The organism is Candidatus Chlorobium masyuteum, assembly GCF_011601315.1.
GTDB classification, from domain to species: domain Bacteria; phylum Bacteroidota; class Chlorobiia; order Chlorobiales; family Chlorobiaceae; genus Chlorobium; species Chlorobium masyuteum.
In genome coordinates, this window is record NZ_JAAORA010000002.1 from 457,826 (window position 1) to 474,778 (window position 16,953).

Consider the following 16,953-nt stretch of genomic DNA (forward strand, 5'->3'; position numbering starts at 1 on the left):
AAGCACCTCAGAGTCCTAATAATGGCAAATGAAGATCAATATTCAAACGGAAAACTGAAAATAATCGTTGCATCAGTTCCTGTTGATGTATTCTCGTTCCGATTCTCTTTCTGTTCGAAGTGTTATGCGAATATGCTGACGGATTTTTCGATGCGTCGGCTTCGGCTGGTGTCTGATCCTGTGGCTGATACCGGGTTGCATTTGTTTTGGTCATCTACCGGTTACCTCCGAAAATCAGATCGAATGGATCTGCCTGCACGGCAGCCGGGGGAACTTATAGGGCCGATTCATTCTTCTTTTTATATCAAGGCTGCCTATCCGGGCTGGATTAACTCGATGTTCGCCCCGGCATATTCACTGCTGATCCGGACTCTTCTCTCTGCATTTTAGGTTCCCGGATACATGCAGGAAATCACTCCGGTTAATCAAATCCCAAGATCACTGCTGATGCGGAAAAAAAAAGATAAGCTTTCTCTCTTTGTTACCGGTGATGTTACCATTGACTGGAATATTGCTCATATCTCCCGTGAATCACATGATCCCTCCGCCTGGACCGGTGCCGAGAGTTGCAGAATGAGCTGGCAGTTCGGCAGTGCTGTTCTTCTTTCCGACCTCATTACTTCGATGACGAATCAACTGAAGGTGTATCTGCCTTATACCGTTGACGTTACGAGTACTCATACTACACCGGCATCGACCATCGATCCCTACGACACCTGCTACTACCACTGTTATTCGGTATGGGCGCCATATCGCGACAAGGGAGCACCCGACACCATTGTGTGGCGGGTTGAGCGCTTCCTCGGTCTTGACCGCTCCTCAAAAATTGAACCGGAACAACATAAATCCAATGGCGTTACCGCCGGCCCGGAACATGCCGACATTATCGTCATCGATGACAGCAACCTCGGATTCAGAGATCAGCCGGATCACTGGCCTGTTGCCATAAAAGAGCCGGGGAGTGGTAAACATATGCCCTGGATTATTGTGAAAATGTCCCAACCGATGGCCGAGGGGGCCTTATGGGAGCATTTGCTGGCACATTTTTCAGATCGTCTTATTGTTGTGCTGAGCATTAACGATCTGCGCCAGTCGGCCATTCAGGTCAGCGCCCAGATATCCTGGGAAAAAACAGCTCTGGAACTGGTCTGGGAACTCACCCATAATCCCATGATCAACAGGCTGACCCATTCTGCCTATACGGTTGTTTCATTCGGCCCGACCGGTGCGTTGCTTCTGCCGGGGATTTCAAAACATGAATCGCCCAAGCTGCTCTTTGACCCCCTCTACATGGAGCGCGAATGGCCGGCAGGGAAAGGGACGATTATCGGCAAAACATCGGTTTTGGTCGCCGGTATTGTTCGTGAAATTATGATGGCCAAAGAGAATCCGGACCTGACCAAAGGGATCCAGTCCGGTATCGCCGCGATGCGTTACCTTCACAAAGCCGGCTACGATGGAGGGACTGACTCTTCACCCCGCCTGCGTTTTCCGATTGATGGTGTTATTAAACATCTGAAGAGTGATGAGCCGCCGCTGGCCATGGCCGATTGCCCGATTATTGATGATGAACAGCATGCACAGCCATTATCCTGGACAATTCTCAGGGATCGTTATTATGATGATCTTGAAGAGTTAAGTCAGCGGATCGTTCTTGAGGGCGCAACAGCGGCCCTGAAAAATATTCCGATCGGGGTATTCGGAGAGCTGGTCACGGTGGACCGTCAGGAGATTGAATCGCTCCGGAGCATTCACAGTCTTATTTCAGAGTATTGCAGTCAGCAGGAAGAGCGTCCGGTTTCGATAGCTGTTTTCGGCCCTCCCGGTTCAGGAAAATCGTTTGCCGTCAAGCAGATCGCCAGGGCGGCCAGTCCGGGGAAAAAAATCGCGGAGAAAACCCTCACCTTCAATCTCTCCCAGTTTAAAAGTCCGGCAGATCTGATTGATGCCTTTCATCAGATTCGTGATGTCGCGTTATCCGGTAAAATACCACTCGCATTCTGGGATGAATTTGACACCTCGCTTGATGGTAAAAAACTCGGCTGGCTGCGGTTTTTTCTGGCGCCGATGCAGGATGGTGAATTTCAGCAGGGACAGTTAACCCACCCGATTGGAAAAGCTATTTTTGTCTTTGCGGGCGGTACATCTTCGAGTCTGAACGAGTTTACAAAATCCAGAAAACAGAAAGAGCTTGTTGAAGCCAAAACACCGGACTTCCTGAGCCGGCTTAAAGGGTTTCTCAATGTGCTCGGTCCGAATCCGCAACTCTCCGAGGGACGCGATGACCCCTATTTCATTGTGCGCCGGGCGATTCTCCTTCGCTCACTCTTCGAGCGACTGACCCCTCAGCTGTTCGACAGAAATCACTTTCTTCGTATTGATATCGGCATCATGCGGGCATTTCTCCGGGTCGACTCCTATCGACATGGATCGCGCTCGATGGAGGCGATTGTCGCCATGAGCAGGCTTGGCACCGCAACCCATTTCAACCGTTCCTATCTGCCGCCAGAAGAACAGTTGGGTTTGCATGTGGATCCGCTCTCATTTACCGCGTTGGTGCATCATCTGGAACTCCGCGAAGAGCTGCTCGAAAAATTGGCGCGTCTTAACCATAAATTGTTGTATGACAACCTGAAAAGCCAGGGATACGTTTGGGGAAAGGTGAACAATGAAAAATCAAACCCGAAAACGCACAGCCTGCTTGTCAGCTTTGCTGCTTTATCTGCGCATAATCAGGAGAAGAATCGTGCAGCAGTCCGGGATATTCCCAACAAACTCGCTGCTTTTGGCTACGCCATTGTTCCCATGCGCAACAACGAACAGGCCGTTGAAATTCCGATACCCGAATTGAAAGAGATGGCCAAACTTGAGCACGAGCGGTGGATGGAATCCAAACTTGCCGACGGGTGGAAATATGCCCCTGAAACCAATAAAGAGAAAAAGCTCCATGCACTGCTTGTCGACTGGGAGCAACTCTCAAAAGAGGTAAAGGATAAGGATCGGGCTCTGGTTTCAGAAAATATTCCCCTTTTGCTCAAGGAGGCAGGCTATACTATTGTAAAACTTGCCCAATAAAGAGGGCGCAAAAGCTGTTATATTGTTTTTTTATTAATCACACTTTTTTCTCATGGCATCACCGATAAAAAAAACTCCTGCTCCTCCCGGTGTGGCAACCTGGGTTTTGGTAACGCTGCTCTGGGGTTCCCTGTTTTACTGGACATCGATCTTCATGCTCCGTCTTGCCTCGGCAAAGCTGGGCCAGGGATTTTTCAACGCACTGCAGAGCGATCTCTTGACGGTTTACGGTATTCACGCCGGTGTACTTGTTCTCTTTGCCCTGGTGGCCATGATGGTGCGCCAACTGCTTGATCCGGGTGCCAGCAAACAGGTGGCAAGGAAAGTGGCCATTGCGGAAGGGAAGGGGGAGAAGGTTTTCATCTCTTTTGCCGGAAGTATAGCTACCAGCTTCTTTTTTACCGGCCTGACAGCCCTGACACTTGTAGTAAGTTCAAGTCGGGTTGGTTTTGATGCGGACTTTACTCTTTCCGTTGTTCTTCTTGCAGCCTGTTACAATATTGCAGCAGGTCTTTGCGCATCACTTTTTGTGGGAGTGGTTTTTTTGATCGCGCAAGCGGTGAGGAAAGGAAAGTAATGAATAGAGGTGCCCTTATTGCGATGCCAAAGGTTGGTCCTTTTCGGGAGGGTGGAAATAAAAAAGCGCAGCTTTTTGACTGCGCTTTTTTATTTTTTTTGTGGAGCTAAGGAGACTCGAACTCCTGACCCTTTGCATGCCATGCAAATGCTCTACCAACTGAGCTATAGCCCCGATTTGTAGCTTAAGGGCACCGCTATTTATTTGTTCTGAAACCCGATTACTGCGTTGGGTGGTGCTCGAAATCATCTCTCAGCCCCAACTCCGTCGGTACTGGGCTACCAATATTTCGCCCCCCTGGGGCTTGAACAAACAATAAATAGAAATGCCCTGTAATAAAAAGAAAAAAAACTTGTTTTTGCAACTTGTTTTGTTGATTCTTTGAGTTACAGGTGTTATTTAATGCAAAACAAGCTGTTATGTCATTGTTATTCGTCGTCAAAGAGGGTTTTTCAAGTATCGGCAGGGCCAAGCTTCCCGCAGCCATTACGGTTACGGTCAGTTTTTTTGCTCTTGTGCTGCTCGGTCTTTTCAGTACCGTCTCCCTCAGTTTTTTTGATGTGATCCAGGAGCTGCGAAGCCGGGTTGAACTTGAGGTTTTTCTTGGCGAGTCGATGAGTGACTCTCTTGCAACAAGGAGTGCGGAACAGATCAGGATGCTCAAAGGGGTTCGGGAGGCCAGTTATGTTTCGAAAGCTGAAGCGGCGAAGAGCTTTAATCGTGACTTTGGAGAGGATATTGTCAGAATTCTCGGTTCCAATCCGCTTCCGAGATCGGTAAGGGTGAAATTTCAGCCCGAATACGCAACTCCTGACAGCGTTGAGCAGCTTGTTCCTGCTATCAGGAACGTTGCTCCTGGTGCCGATATCCGCTATAATCAGGCATTTATCGGCCAGATAGAGCAGAATGCCCGCTTGTTTACGCTGCTGACCGGAGGAATCGGAGTGCTCATTTCGGTGGCAACCGTTGTGCTGATCGGCTACACCATCCGGCTCGCCATGTATTCAAGGCAGGAGAAGATCCGTACCATGCGTCTGGTTGGCGCTACGGGGTGGTTCATCGGCGCCCCCTATATTATTGAAGGAGCACTTCAGGGCCTGATAGCAGGCATACTTGCTGCCGGTGCGGTCTATCTGCTCTTCGATCAACTCCTTTTCAGTTATGAACCGGGTATCTACAAGGTGCTGCAGCCCTCTGCACTGCTGATCTACCCGTCGACCGCCCTGCTCGGGCTGGTGCTCGGGGTTTTCGGCAGTGCGCTGTCGGTAGGCAAATATCTGAGGATCGTCTCCAAACGCTGATTTTAACCTGTTGCGCGGCTCAATGGCGTCGTTGGGTGGTGCTCGAAATCCTCATCCCGGCACCGATTGCATCGGGACCGCGCTACCGATATTTCGCCCCTCCGGGGCTTGAAAATCAAGCTGCTTAAGACAGATAAATTCTCTCTTTTGACAATGTTGCGCTCCGCCGGAGTTTAGTGTTCGAACGAGTAGAGGAGTTTTATCTCTTCGGGCCACTGGTCGGAGTCGGGGGTTTCAAGGATCAACGGGATCTCTTCAAATTCGGGATTGTTCATGATGTAGCTGAACGCCTCCACACCGATTGTCCCCTTGCCGATACTTGCATGGCGGTCTATGCGGCTGCCCTTCGGCTGCATGGCGTCATTCAGGTGCATTCCCCGCAGATAGTGCAGCCCTACAATACGGTCGAACTCGCTGAAGGTGGCTTCAGCCGCTGCGGCTGAACTGAGGTCGTAACCGCTGGCAAAGAGATGGCAGGTGTCGAGGCAGACCCCGGCCCGTGTTTTATCCTCGATCTGATCAATAATCGATGCGAGCTGTTCGAAGCGGTATCCGAGATTGCTTCCCTGACCGGCTGTGTTTTCAATAACAGCGGTAACCCCTTTTGTGGCGTCAAGCGCCCGGTTGATCGATTCGGCAATCAGCCTGAGGCACTCCCCCTCGCTTATCTCTTTCAGATGGCTGCCGGGATGAAAGTTCAGCAGGGTAAGCTGGAGCGCTTCCACCCGCTGCATCTCCCCGATAAAAGCATCACGCGAAACCTGGCGCTTCTCCGGATCGGGGCTGCCGAGATTGATCAGGTAGCTGTCATGCGGCAGGATGTGCTGAGGCTTGAACCCCCCGTCGCTACAGTTTTTCAAAAATGCATCTATTGATGAGGTCTCAAGTTTTGGTGCTCTCCACTGGCGCTGATTTTTGGTAAAGAGCGCAAAGGCTTTTGCCCCGATAGTTGTAGCCTGAAGCGGAGCATTTTCAACTCCTCCGGCGATGCTTACATGGGCGCCGACTCGTTTCATAAGTGAACCTCTGTTTATTTGTTACGTGATTTGATTACTTCGTTTTCCCGACACCGAAAGAACTCACGACAAACCATAGTGGTTCCCGTTTGGCAGAAGTAAAGATCATGGAGTAGTTGTGGATAGTTAATCGGCACTGCCGATGGCTTCAGCCTGGCTGGCGGTAAGATTCAGGGTTTTGCGGATGGTAAATGCACTACCTTTTGAAGAGGAGGTGGAAAGCATCTCGCCAAGAAGCCCTGTGGAAAAAAGCTGGACACCGAGAATCAGCAGCAGGATGCCGAGAAAGAGAATCGGGCGGTTGCTGACCGGTTTATGCAGCAGGATTTTATCAAGGGTGACATAGAGGCTGATTGCAAAACCAAGGAGAAAGCTGCCAAGTCCGGCCATACCGAAAAAATGCATGGGGCGGCGAAGGTATCGGGTAATAAAGAGCACCGAGAGAAAATCAAAGAGTCCGGGTAAAAACCGGCTGGAGCTGTATTTGGTCGTGCCGAATTGCCTTTCCCGGTGGTTCACCGGCAGTTCGGTGATTCTGAAGCCCATCCACTCGGCCATGACCGGGATGTAGCGGTGCATATCGCCATGTAGTTCAAGGCGGCGGGTCACCTCGCTACGGTAGACTTTCAGCCCGCAGTTGAAGTCGTGTATGGTTATGCCGGTAAAGAGGCGTGTAACCGTATTGAAGAGTTTTGAAGGAAGCGTTTTGGAGAGCGGATCCTTGCGGTTCTGCTTCCAGCCGCTTACCAGATCGTAACCATCTATCAGCTTTTTCAGCAAGGTCTTGATTGCAAGGGGGTCATCCTGCAGGTCGGCGTCAATCGTGCATATATACTCTCCCGATGCAGCCATGAATCCGGCGGAGAGTGCTGCTGTTTTGCCGAAGTTTCTCTGAAAGGAGATGAGGCGAAGTTCCGGTTTTGACTCGATAATTCCTTCAATCACCCTGTTTGAGCCGTCGGTCGAGCCGTCATCCACCATGATAATCTCAAAACTGAAGGGCGCTGGAAACAGGGCGTGCAGCTCCGGCTCCTGCATGGCCAGATAGAGCTGATCGATCAGTTCAGGGATTGATTCCCGCTCATTGAGAAGAGGGACGATGACGGAGAGTGAGGCCAAAGGGACAGTCGGGATTGGAGAATTGATAAGAACCTGTTCAAAAGTAAGGAGTAAACCGGTCAAAGCCAAAATCTCCTCAAACCCCCCGCATATCCGGAGGCCAGATGTATTTGTGCATCTGGAGCTGCATTCTGACGTTCAGCCGGTCTTCAAGAATCCAGTTGGTAAGGCTTACGGGCTCCAGCATACCGAACGCCACGCCCATCATGACGGTGCAGGCGTCAGGGAGTCCGGTTCCGGTGAGCAGCTCCCGGGCCCAGAGGTAGTCTTCGCGGTCGGCAATCACTATTTTAAGCTCTATCGATCTGTTTGCGTGATCTTTCTGCTTCAGGGCGAGTGCAATGTTTTCCGGGTTGTTTTTATCCGATACACCGGTTGAAGGCGGCTTCAGGTCGATGATTTTGTGTACGCGCTGGTCCACCTTCGCTACAGAGAGAAATCCGCCGGTTTCGAGCAGGACACTCTCCTTCCAGCGGTTGCAGAGCTTCTCCATGAGCGGATAGACCTCCTCCTGCAGGAGCGGTTCCCCTCCGGTTATCTCCACAAGCGGCGCCCCGATTTCAGCCACCCGTTCTATGATCTCCTCAATATTCATCTCCCTGCCGGGCTGTTCCGCATAGGCGGTATCGCAATGGCGGCAGCCGTGGCCGCATCCGGCAAGCCTGATGAAGGTGCAGGGCCATCCGGCATAGGATGATTCCCCCTGGATGGAGTGAAAAATCTCGTTTATGTTAAGCGTCTGGGAGTACATGATTATTGTTCGTTAGTAGCGAACCCATTTAAGATGGTATTCGGAGCTGTTCACGAAAATTGTTCTTTCAGCAGTTTTTCAAGGGCGTCAGGGTAGAGGGTGTGTTCACAGGCAAGCACACGGGCGGCAAGGGTCTCAGGCGTATCGCCTGGAAGCACCGCGACCTTGCGCTGCATGAGAATCCGACCCTTGTCATACTCCTCGTTGACCAGATGCACCGTTGCTCCGCTCTCGGTTTCACCGGCAGCGAGTACCGCCGTATGGACATGAATGCCGTACATCCCCTCGCCACCGAACTTCGGCAGCAGGGCGGGATGAATGTTGATGATCCGGTCTGTAAATGCCTCCACGACAGCGTCAGGTACTTTGCGCATGTAGCCCGCCAGCACGATGATCTCAATCTGCTCTTTTTTGAGGCTCTCAACCATGGCTGCGGCAAACCCGTCAAAGGAGTCGAACTGCTTTTCCGTCAGATGCAGGGTTGCTATGCCGTTCTCACGGGCGAACTCCATCGCTCCGCACTGCGACCGGTTGGAGAGGCAGAGCACGATCTCCGCATTGATCGCTCTCTGTTTCAATGCATGGAAAATTGCCTGGAAGTTGCTTCCGGAACCGGAGCAGAAGACCGCTATGCGGGTTTTGTGGGTAGTCATATGGTTATGGTCTTATTGCACTTATTTTATTACAACTACCCTCCATTTCCAAGTTTTTCCGCTTTTCGGGATTGGCTTTCCGGCAGTGCTTTTAGGATTACCCGTATCTTGCTGCGGCCACTTCATTTTTTTCTGCGATTATCCTTACCTTTACTGTAAAGCTCACTTCGTGTTCAAATTTTATAACGTTGACGATACGGGCATAAAAGAAATTGCAATCGAGAACCGGAAGCTGGAATTGCAGGAGTAAGCTATGCTTGCTAAGTGGCTTATCGACAGTCTTGACGAACTGCCGGAAGTCGAAACCGAAGCTTTATGGATTGAGAAGGCACAGATTGTTTTTGGCAGTTTTATCAGGCATCATTTCAGGGCAGGATAAATAACAAAAGGCAAAGGAGATGAGATATGAAACCCACAACACCGCATAAAATTGTGGTCATTCAGGCGCTTGAGTTTGACAATGCCGGCAACATTTTACCGGCTCCGCCACCTCCGCCAGTTAAAAATGTAACGCCTATTGTTGTGAAAAACAGGGCCGAACTTGCTGCCGCCCTTAAGACGCTTAACGACGGGGATATCCTTGTTTATAATGGTCATGGAAACAGAGGTCAATACGCAGTCGGTACCGGGATAGATGCGGGCAGAGACTGGAAGGATCTGTGGAAGGAGATGGGAACGTACGGACTGAAGAAGCAGCCAAAGCTTTCATGCGTGTTTCTCGCCAGTTGCATGGCTGATAATACTTCGAATAATCCGCTGACACATGAAGAATTGAAAGAGTTCAGGGAGTTATTCCATGCAAGAATTGCCATTGCTCCCAACTATGAATATGAGTCCCATACTGGATGGGGCTGGTGGGGAAAAGATGAAACGCTTGCCGGTAAAATGATTACGGATATCACAAAATATCATAATGGTCAAATTGACGCCGTCGAGCTTGACAAGCGTCTTCACCAATACAAAGAGAGGTTCGGGATAACTTATGGCTGCAATGCCTGGAATCATCCCGCCAGTTGTCCGTGTGGATTCGGACTGCCAAAGTTTCCGTAACCGTGTCGGCGCGATCATTCCCGCCAACTGAAGATCCTTGTAGTGGCTGAGGGCGGGATGTTCCCTTTACCTGGCAGAGATTGGATTGTGCTTGCTGATTATCTGTCGGTGTATCGGAGTGCCGCCGCGGTGGCGATGGGCTGGCGAAGCAGAAGAGCCGCTTTTTTATTCGGCTGCAGACTTTGAAACTGAAATGATATCGGATAGATGTTTTTGCTGACGGTAGCTGCCGTTTTACTCGTATCTCTGCTTCTTTTGATTGGTTTTTTTCTGGCATGCAGTCCCGGAAAAGCCGAACCGTTTCGGGATGAACAGGGAAGGGTACTGGCGGGAAGTGTCTCGGAAAAAATCCATATCAACATCAATGGTGTTGAGCAGGGGATGTTCATCAAGAGCAAAAATAGAGAGCATCCGGTGCTGCTCTACCTGCATGGAGGCATGCCTGATTATTTCCTGACAAAAAGATATCCGACAGATCTTGAAGAGTGTTTCACTGTTGTCTGGTGGGAACAGCGTAGTTCGGGACTCTCCGCACAAGCCGATATTCCACAAGGAACGATGACGCTGGAGCAGATGGTATCCGACACGCTGGAGTTGACTAATTACTTGCGTCATCGTTTCAGCAAGGAGAAGATATACCTGATGGGGCATTCGGGCGGAACCTTCATCGCTATTCACGCTGCTGCGCGAGCGCCGGAGATGTTCTTTGCCTACATTGGGGTGGCTCAGATGTCCTGTCAGCGCAAATCTGAAAAACTGGCTTATGACTATATGCTCAGGCAGTTCAAAGAGAGTGGAAAGAGCAAAATGGTGCGAAAACTTGAAGCAGCGCCGGTCACGATGAAGGATGGTATACCTGAGGCATACATTGCCTTGCGTGACATAGCCATGCATAGCCTTGGCATTGGTACAACTCATGACATGAAGTCCATCATCACCGGAATCCTTTTGCCATCTTTGCTGTGCAGGGAGTATACGTTAAGGGAAAAGGTCAATACGTGGTTAAGCAAATCCCGTTCCGGCGTCAGCATCCTTTGGGATACAATGATCCGAACGGATCTGAACAAAGCGGTTCCGGCGCTTGATCTGCCTGTCTATTTTTTTGAAGGGATCTACGACTATACCTGTTCCTGCACAGAGGCAAAAACCTATTTTGAGAAACTGAAGGCTCCATTGAAAGGGTTTTACACCTTTGAACACTCTGCACACAGCCCGATATTTGAAGAACCCGGAAAAGCCCGGAAAATCCTGCGGGAGGATGTGCTAAGAGGGCTCAATAATCTGGCTGACGAAATCTGAGCGTTATGCAAATCAGTACCCTGTTAGACCACCCTCAATGCATCGATAGGCTGACTCTTCAGCTTTTTTAGCCGGTTCTTTTCGTTTACCGTATTACGCAGTTTTGTCCGGTTGCACTCAACATTCACATACGAATATGAAACTGAAACAATATCAGATAGATGCTTTTGCTGCCCGACCATTTGAGGGGAACCCTGCTGCTGTGTGCCCGCTGGAAAGCTGGCTGGATGATGAGCTTCTTCAGGCTATAGCGGAAGAGAATAATTTGTCCGAAACGGCATTTTTTGTTCCCTCTGAAAAAGGGTTCAATCTGCGCTGGTTTACCCCGGTCAGGGAGCTTGACCTTTGCGGCCATGCAACTCTTGCGGCGGCTCATGTGATTTTCGACATTATTGGCTACTCCCTTCAGCGCATCACCTTTGAAACACGGAGCGGTGAGCTCTTTGTGCAAAAGAGAGGGGAGAGGCTGGAAATGGATTTTCCTGCCTCTCCACCGCTACCCTGCGGATTTTCTGAGATTCTGGCTGAAGGTCTCGGCAAGCGACCTCTGGAGGTGTGGGCTTCGGACGATTATCTTGTCCTGTTCGACAGCGAAGCCACTCTTCGCGCTATCACTCCTGACTATGCAATGCTTTGCGAACTTGATCTGCGCGGTGTCATAATTACTGCTCCCGGCATTGATGTTGATTTTGTCAGTCGCTTCTTTGCTCCAAAGTTCGGTATTCATGAGGATCCCGTAACCGGTTCGGCTCACTGCACACTTGCGCCATACTGGGCCTATAAACTTGGAAAGCATATCCTTACGGCCAGACAGGTTTCCAGACGGGGTGGCGATATCGTTTGCGAAGTGAAAGGCGACCGGGTTCTTCTCTCGGGGAGTGCGGTCATGTTCATGGAGGCGGAGATTACCCTGTAATTGACAGAGAGAAAGCTGAAGGCGATTTTTTTGCCTGCTCTTCTTGCAGATATTAATTATACGTTGTATATTTACAATGTATAATTAATTGGTGGTTTTCGAGCACCGTCCAACGAAGCAATCGAATCGCGGAATAAATTTAGAGAGATGCCGCATGGCAAGACCGATCAAAAAAGAGCAGATCCCGAATTTACAGGAGGCTATCAAGGATACGGCATGGCGGTTGATTGCGGAGTTCGGGGCTCCGGCTCTTTCGTTGCGGGCCATTGCCCGAGACTTGAAGATTACTGCTCCCGCCATTTACAACTACTTCCCGGATCGTGACGCACTGGTGACAGCCCTCACCATTGATGCCTTTACCTCCTTTGGTGATGTTCAGCTCAGGGCTCGCGACAGCTTTCCCTCTTCACAACCTCTTGAGCGTTTACAGGCTATCGGTCTTGCCTATCGCCACTGGGCACTGAGCTATCCCCAGCGTTATCAGCTCATTTTTGGCACCCCCATTCCCGGCTACGAACAGCAGCAGATGGCTATCATTCCATCAGCAACCCGATCCATCAGCGCGCTGGTGAGTGTGATCGAGGATATTCGCGTTGCCGGGAAACTGAAAGCTGAAAATTTCCCGTTGCCGGAGCCGGAGTATGAGGCGCAGCTTGCGACTATGAAGACCTGCACCAGGAACCTTCACTCGCTTTCGCACGGTGTTGCCCTGATTGTATGGAGCAGGGTGCACGGGCTTGTGTCGCTTGAAATCGGCGGTCGCATCCCTCCGTTCGGAGTGAGCGGTGATGATCTCTATCGTTATGAATTACAATCAATAGCCAAACAATTTATACAGGAGGAGTGATGAAAATATTGATTCTTGACGGCTCTCCGGCAGGAGACAGGATCGGCGAATTTTCTGTAGCCGCCTTGCAGGCTCACCTTGCAAAGCGGGGCTCAACTTCGGAAGTGGTGGCGTTGCGCGACAAAAAGATCGGTAACTGCATGGGTGATTTTTTCTGCTGGTTCAAAAGCCCAGGAAAGTGCCATGTAGCTGACGACCATCAGGAGATATCGAGGAAATACCTTGAAAGTGACCTTGTTATTTTTCTCTCGCCAATTACGTTTGGCGGGTACTCCCCGACGCTCAAGAGAATGGTTGATCACATGATTCAGAACACCCTGCCGTTTTTCGCAACGCACAGCGGGGAGATTCATCATTTGCAACGCTACGAGCGTTATCCGGACGTGCTCACCATTGGCTGGCAGCGTGAACCGGATGAGCAGTCCGCCGCGATTTTCCGCCATCTGGCCTGGCGAAACTCCATCAACTTCTATGCAAAGGTGCATGCGTGTGGTGTTCTTTGCGAAAATCAGGCGGATCGCATAATGGAAGCAGAACTTCATCGCCTGCTTGATCAGATTGAACGGCACGAATCTGAAGCAGCGGTGACGCTGCCGGTCATCAACCGTTCATCTGAACCCCCGGTCGCTCTTCGTCGCGCACTGCTGCTGGTTGGCAGTCCGCGCCTTGAAAAAAGCACCTCATCATCCCTCGGTTCCTATCTTTTTGAGCAGTTGAATCAGCATGGAGTCGAAACCGAAACGATTTTTCTCTATAAGGCGATCAATACCCCGGAGCGGATGGAAGCGTTGCGTCAGGCAATTCAGAGGGCAGATCTGGTTGTTCTCGCGTTTCCGCTCTATGTGGATACCTTGCCGGCGCCGGTCATTTCGGTTCTCGAAAATGTTGTGACCAACGGCACAGAAAAATCGAAGCCGACACGTTTTGCCGCCATCGTCAATTGCGGTTTTCCCGAGGCCAGCCAGAATGATAGTGCCGTTGCACTTTGCGCCGAGTTTTCGCGTGCAGCCGGATTTGAGTGGATGGGAGGACTCTCTCTTGGAGCGGGAGAGGGGATGGTTCAGGCTCGAGCGCTCAGGGAGATGGGCGGGCGGGGCGCTTCCCTCAGGCAAGCTCTGGATGGAGCAGCAGGGGAGCTTGCACAGGGTAAAGCGGTTTCCGACAGTGCTCTGGCGCTGCTTGCAAAACCATTGATGCCGCAATGGATGTACAGGCTGGGCGGCACCATTGGCTGGAAGATGCGGGCACGAAAGTTCGGCACGCAGAAGCAATTGAATGCAAAACCTTACGAGAAAGCGGTTTAGTGTGAGACTCAATCTTATGCACTCCCATTGCTTTTCCGCTGGTTCGGAGTGCCGCAGATAATTGGGGATTTTTTCTTAAATTCCCGCTTCACAAATTGCATTCAAACGATAAATAAATTTTTGATAAAAATGTCTGATCCTGTCATCAAGCGGGCGCTGGTCTCTGTATCTGATAAAACTGGTATTGTGGATTTCTGCCGTGAGCTTTCGCTCCTCGGCGTCGAGATTTTTTCAACAGGGGGAACCTTGAAGTCGCTTCAGGATGCAGGCGTCAGTGCAGCCTCGATATCCAACATTACCGGATTTCCGGAAATCATGGATGGCCGGGTGAAAACCCTTCATCCGAAAATACATGGCGGTCTGCTTGCAGTAAGGGAGAACGCTGATCATGTCAAACAGGCGGTTGAGAACGGCATCGGTTTTATCGATCTCGTTGTAGTGAACCTCTATCCCTTTGAGGCTACCATCGCCAAGCCGGATGTAACCTTTGAAGACGCCATAGAGAATATCGATATCGGCGGTCCATCAATGCTTCGCAGCGCGGCCAAGAACAACGAGTCGGTAACGGTCGTAACCGACAGTGCCGATTATGCTCTTGTGCTCAAGGAGATGAAGGAGAACAGTGGTGCAACAAAAAGGGCTACCCGCCTGAGGCTTGCAACCAAGGTATTTGCCGAGACCTCCCGTTATGATGGAGCCATTGCGGCCTATCTCACGAAAGCTTCAGCCGGTGAGCAGTCGGCAGCAGCTTCTTCGATGACCGTCAAGCTTGAGCGTGAGCTCGACATGCGATACGGTGAGAACCCTCATCAGAGTGCAGGATTTTACAAATTGACCGATAGTAATGGTTCACGCTCATTCGGCGACTTTTTCGAGAAGCTTCACGGCAAGGAGCTCTCCTACAACAACATGCTTGATATTGCTGCGGCAACCGGAGTTATTGAGGAGTTCCGCGGTGAAGATCCGTCAGTTGTTATCGTGAAACATACCAACCCGTGCGGTGTTGCGCAGGCACCTACCCTTGCCGAAGCCTACCGCCGTGCATTCTCAACTGATGAACAGGCTCCTTTCGGCGGAATCATCGCCTTTAACCGTCCGCTGGACATGGAGGCAGCAATTGCCGTCAACGAGATCTTTACCGAGATTCTCATTGCGCCTGCCTTTGAAGAGGGCGTGCTTGAGCTCTTGATGAAGAAGAAGGACCGCAGGCTTGTGCTACAGAAAAAAGCGCTGCCGAATGGGGGCTGGGAGTTCAAATCCACTCCGTTCGGTATGCTTGTTCAGGAGCGCGACAGCAAAATCGTTGCAAAAGAGGATCTGACGGTGGTGACCAAACGTCAGCCTACCGAAGAGGAACTTTCGGATCTGATGTTTGCCTGGAAGATCTGCAAGCACATCAAATCGAACACCATTCTCTATGTGAAAAACCGTCAGACCTATGGTGTCGGTGCCGGTCAGATGTCGAGGGTTGATTCGTCGAAAATCGCACGCTGGAAAGCCTCTGAAGTCAATCTGGACCTCAAGGGATCAGTTGTTGCTTCAGATGCTTTTTTCCCCTTTGCTGACGGCCTGCTTGCCGCCGCTGAGGCCGGTGTTACGGCAGTTATTCAGCCGGGCGGTTCGATCAGGGATAATGAGGTGATTGAGGCTGCCGATGCCAACAACCTTGCAATGGTATTCACCGGAATGCGCCACTTCAAGCATTGATCCTATTGCGCGACAAGCGCGAACAAACAACAAGGAAAGAGGGCCGCTGTACCAACAGCGAGCCCTTTTTTTATTGCATTTTTCCATGGTGAGACCTCTGTTTCATTTTTTTTGTTCCGGTGCCCTTCTCTTCAGCTATTCGTTCATGCCGCAGTACGCTAAAGGAAGTTGAGCGTGATGAAGAGTCAACAGAGATCTCTGTCTCAAGGTGTCTCAATATGGCTCATTATGTCTCGGAATATGTCTTGAAAACCGTGCCAAGTTCGTACAGTTCCCTCTTGATGGGTGTAGCCCCCGGCAGCGTTCCCGGTGTATGCTATTGAGCTCTAAAATCTTTTCCTGTAATGATAAGAGAGGTATTGTCATTGATATTGATTTCAGGTTGGCGCGATTATTGTACTACCATGAAGAGCCAAAAAATATGGCAACCTCAAGTTGTTTGATTTGAGCTCTTTTCGTGTTGCTGTTCTTGTTGGAGGAGGTTCGATAGCAGGTTATTGAGCGTTATCGGTGCTGATTCTCAAGGATGTATATCTCGTTTACGTTAACTCTTTTTAAAACAGCCTCTTATTACTCTTGATAATCGCTGTTTCAAGAATTGAATCGCTATGGAAGGAAGATTTATTGGATATGTCCGTACTTTACCGTCGGACCAGGAGCACCATCTTCAGATGGATGCACTTCAGCTGGCAGGTTGTCAGCCTCACCATATTTTTTCTGACAAACCGGGTGGAGTGAAATCCGAGCGTCCCGGTTTTGAGCAGTGCCTGCAGGAGCTGAGGCAGGGTGATACACTGGTAGTATGGCGGCTTGACGGGCCAGGCAAATCGGTTCATCACCTGATCCAGCTTTTTGAAAAGCTGCAAAAAATGGGGATAGGATTCCGTTCCATCTGCGATGAAGCCATTGATACGACCAAGGATTGGGGTATGGTTGTATTCAATATCTTTTCTTCGCTCTCTATGGTTGAGCGGAGGTTGCTTCAGGAAAATACAAAAGCCGGTTTGAGGGAAGCACGGGCAATCGGGCGCAAAGGCGGCCGGAAGCCAACCGTGAATGATGATTTGAAAGTGCAGCTTGTGAAAAAAATGAGCCAGAATACAAGCATCAGTGTCAGTGAGATTTGTGAGACACTGAAGATCTCCAGAGCGACCTATTATCGCTATCTGTCGATCGCCGAGTAACACATTTATTGTATAGAATAGAAATTTGATTGTCTGTTGATTGGTGGGAACCGGAGTAAGATTTGCCTTTTCTGTATGTCGATAAGGAGGGTAGTAGTAAGCTACAGGTCGATATACCGACAGAAATAAAACGATGTAAACTGAGGGAAAGATA

Annotated in this window: 16 protein-coding genes and 1 tRNA gene; 12 read left to right on the forward strand and 5 right to left on the reverse strand. The window is 50.3% G+C overall.

All coding sequences use genetic code 11. The annotated features are described in order from the left end of the window. Positions 1 to 21 precede the first annotated feature (21 nt). Genes G9409_RS05710 through G9409_RS05720 form a run of 3 tightly spaced genes read left to right on the forward strand, consistent with a single transcriptional unit; the run spans position 22 to position 3,652 of the window. The gene (locus tag G9409_RS05710) at positions 22 to 390 is read left to right on the forward strand and encodes a hypothetical protein (RefSeq protein ID WP_166807838.1); all 369 of its coding nucleotides are present in this window, start codon (positions 22 to 24) and stop codon (positions 388 to 390) included. A gap of 57 nt (positions 391 to 447) precedes the next feature. After that, positions 448 to 3,075, forward strand: a complete 2,628-nt coding sequence (locus tag G9409_RS05715) for a RyR domain-containing protein (protein WP_235923240.1) — start codon at positions 448 to 450, stop codon at positions 3,073 to 3,075. Between the two features lie 52 nt (positions 3,076 to 3,127). After that, positions 3,128 to 3,652: a hypothetical protein gene (locus G9409_RS05720; RefSeq protein WP_166807840.1), complete on the forward strand. Its 525-nt coding sequence runs from the start codon at positions 3,128 to 3,130 to the stop codon at positions 3,650 to 3,652. Between the two features lie 101 nt (positions 3,653 to 3,753). Here the strand turns inward: G9409_RS05720 and G9409_RS05725 are convergent. Then, a tRNA-Ala gene (locus tag G9409_RS05725) sits at positions 3,754 to 3,826 on the reverse strand. Between the two features lie 245 nt (positions 3,827 to 4,071). Between G9409_RS05725 and G9409_RS05730 the strand changes: the two genes are divergently transcribed. Further along, a complete protein-coding gene (locus G9409_RS05730; RefSeq protein ID WP_166807841.1) occupies positions 4,072 to 4,953 on the forward strand; it encodes a cell division protein FtsX in 882 nt (293 codons plus the stop codon). A gap of 173 nt (positions 4,954 to 5,126) precedes the next feature. On the opposite strand, the gene nfo is transcribed toward G9409_RS05730, so the two are convergent. From nfo to purN, 4 genes are all read right to left on the reverse strand, one after another. Further along, positions 5,127 to 5,969, reverse strand: coding sequence for a deoxyribonuclease IV (nfo, locus tag G9409_RS05735; RefSeq protein WP_166807842.1), 843 nt, complete (start codon positions 5,967 to 5,969; stop codon positions 5,127 to 5,129). A gap of 126 nt (positions 5,970 to 6,095) precedes the next feature. Continuing rightward, positions 6,096 to 7,088 (reverse strand): glycosyltransferase family 2 protein, encoded by a 993-nt coding sequence (locus tag G9409_RS05740; RefSeq protein WP_166808036.1) that lies wholly within the window; start codon positions 7,086 to 7,088, stop codon positions 6,096 to 6,098. Positions 7,089 to 7,164: 76 nt separating this feature from the next. Then, a complete protein-coding gene (locus tag G9409_RS05745; protein ID WP_166807843.1) occupies positions 7,165 to 7,839 on the reverse strand; it encodes a 7-carboxy-7-deazaguanine synthase QueE in 675 nt (224 codons plus the stop codon). Positions 7,840 to 7,889: 50 nt separating this feature from the next. Next, on the reverse strand, positions 7,890 to 8,492 hold the full coding sequence (gene purN / locus G9409_RS05750; RefSeq protein ID WP_166807844.1) for a phosphoribosylglycinamide formyltransferase: 603 nt from the start codon (positions 8,490 to 8,492) through the stop codon (positions 7,890 to 7,892). Positions 8,493 to 8,745: 253 nt separating this feature from the next. On the opposite strand from purN, the gene G9409_RS12095 reads away from it, so the two are divergent. From G9409_RS12095 to G9409_RS05785, 8 genes are all read left to right on the forward strand, one after another. After that, complete coding sequence (locus tag G9409_RS12095) at positions 8,746 to 8,871, forward strand: hypothetical protein (RefSeq protein ID WP_268896855.1); 126 nt, start codon at positions 8,746 to 8,748, stop codon at positions 8,869 to 8,871. 26 nt (positions 8,872 to 8,897) lie between these two features. Then, positions 8,898 to 9,542, forward strand: a complete 645-nt coding sequence (locus tag G9409_RS05755) for a hypothetical protein (protein ID WP_166807845.1) — start codon at positions 8,898 to 8,900, stop codon at positions 9,540 to 9,542. Between the two features lie 255 nt (positions 9,543 to 9,797). Next, positions 9,798 to 10,841 (forward strand): alpha/beta fold hydrolase, encoded by a 1,044-nt coding sequence (locus tag G9409_RS05760; protein ID WP_208019670.1) that lies wholly within the window; start codon positions 9,798 to 9,800, stop codon positions 10,839 to 10,841. 136 nt (positions 10,842 to 10,977) lie between these two features. Beyond that, on the forward strand, positions 10,978 to 11,757 hold the full coding sequence (locus G9409_RS05765) for a PhzF family phenazine biosynthesis protein (RefSeq protein WP_166807847.1): 780 nt from the start codon (positions 10,978 to 10,980) through the stop codon (positions 11,755 to 11,757). Positions 11,758 to 11,911: 154 nt separating this feature from the next. After that, entirely contained in the window at positions 11,912 to 12,604 is a 693-nt protein-coding gene (locus G9409_RS05770; RefSeq protein WP_166807848.1) for a TetR/AcrR family transcriptional regulator, read from the forward strand. Further along, positions 12,604 to 13,908, forward strand: coding sequence for an NAD(P)H-dependent oxidoreductase (locus G9409_RS05775; RefSeq protein ID WP_166807849.1), 1,305 nt, complete (start codon positions 12,604 to 12,606; stop codon positions 13,906 to 13,908). The genes G9409_RS05770 and G9409_RS05775 overlap by 1 nt, the downstream gene beginning before the upstream one ends. Before the next feature lie 129 nt (positions 13,909 to 14,037). Continuing rightward, entirely contained in the window at positions 14,038 to 15,615 is a 1,578-nt protein-coding gene (gene purH, locus G9409_RS05780; protein ID WP_166807850.1) for a bifunctional phosphoribosylaminoimidazolecarboxamide formyltransferase/IMP cyclohydrolase, read from the forward strand. A gap of 608 nt (positions 15,616 to 16,223) precedes the next feature. Beyond that, positions 16,224 to 16,799, forward strand: a complete 576-nt coding sequence (locus tag G9409_RS05785) for a recombinase family protein (RefSeq protein WP_166807851.1) — start codon at positions 16,224 to 16,226, stop codon at positions 16,797 to 16,799. Positions 16,800 to 16,953 lie beyond the last annotated feature (154 nt).

Coding starts and splice junctions, on each gene's coding strand:
- G9409_RS05710 (WP_166807838.1), top strand. CDS start 22: ATGGCAAATGAAGATCAATATTCAAACGGAAAACTGAAAATAATCGTT.
- G9409_RS05715 (WP_235923240.1), top strand. CDS start 448: ATGCGGAAAAAAAAAGATAAGCTTTCTCTCTTTGTTACCGGTGATGTT.
- G9409_RS05720 (WP_166807840.1), top strand. CDS start 3,128: ATGGCATCACCGATAAAAAAAACTCCTGCTCCTCCCGGTGTGGCAACC.
- G9409_RS05730 (WP_166807841.1), top strand. CDS start 4,072: ATGTCATTGTTATTCGTCGTCAAAGAGGGTTTTTCAAGTATCGGCAGG.
- nfo (WP_166807842.1), bottom strand. CDS start 5,969: ATGAAACGAGTCGGCGCCCATGTAAGCATCGCCGGAGGAGTTGAAAAT.
- G9409_RS05745 (WP_166807843.1), bottom strand. CDS start 7,839: ATGTACTCCCAGACGCTTAACATAAACGAGATTTTTCACTCCATCCAG.
- purN (WP_166807844.1), bottom strand. CDS start 8,492: ATGACTACCCACAAAACCCGCATAGCGGTCTTCTGCTCCGGTTCCGGA.
- G9409_RS12095 (WP_268896855.1), top strand. CDS start 8,746: ATGCTTGCTAAGTGGCTTATCGACAGTCTTGACGAACTGCCGGAAGTC.
- G9409_RS05755 (WP_166807845.1), top strand. CDS start 8,898: ATGAAACCCACAACACCGCATAAAATTGTGGTCATTCAGGCGCTTGAG.
- G9409_RS05765 (WP_166807847.1), top strand. CDS start 10,978: ATGAAACTGAAACAATATCAGATAGATGCTTTTGCTGCCCGACCATTT.
- G9409_RS05770 (WP_166807848.1), top strand. CDS start 11,912: ATGGCAAGACCGATCAAAAAAGAGCAGATCCCGAATTTACAGGAGGCT.
- G9409_RS05775 (WP_166807849.1), top strand. CDS start 12,604: ATGAAAATATTGATTCTTGACGGCTCTCCGGCAGGAGACAGGATCGGC.
- purH (WP_166807850.1), top strand. CDS start 14,038: ATGTCTGATCCTGTCATCAAGCGGGCGCTGGTCTCTGTATCTGATAAA.
- G9409_RS05785 (WP_166807851.1), top strand. CDS start 16,224: ATGGAAGGAAGATTTATTGGATATGTCCGTACTTTACCGTCGGACCAG.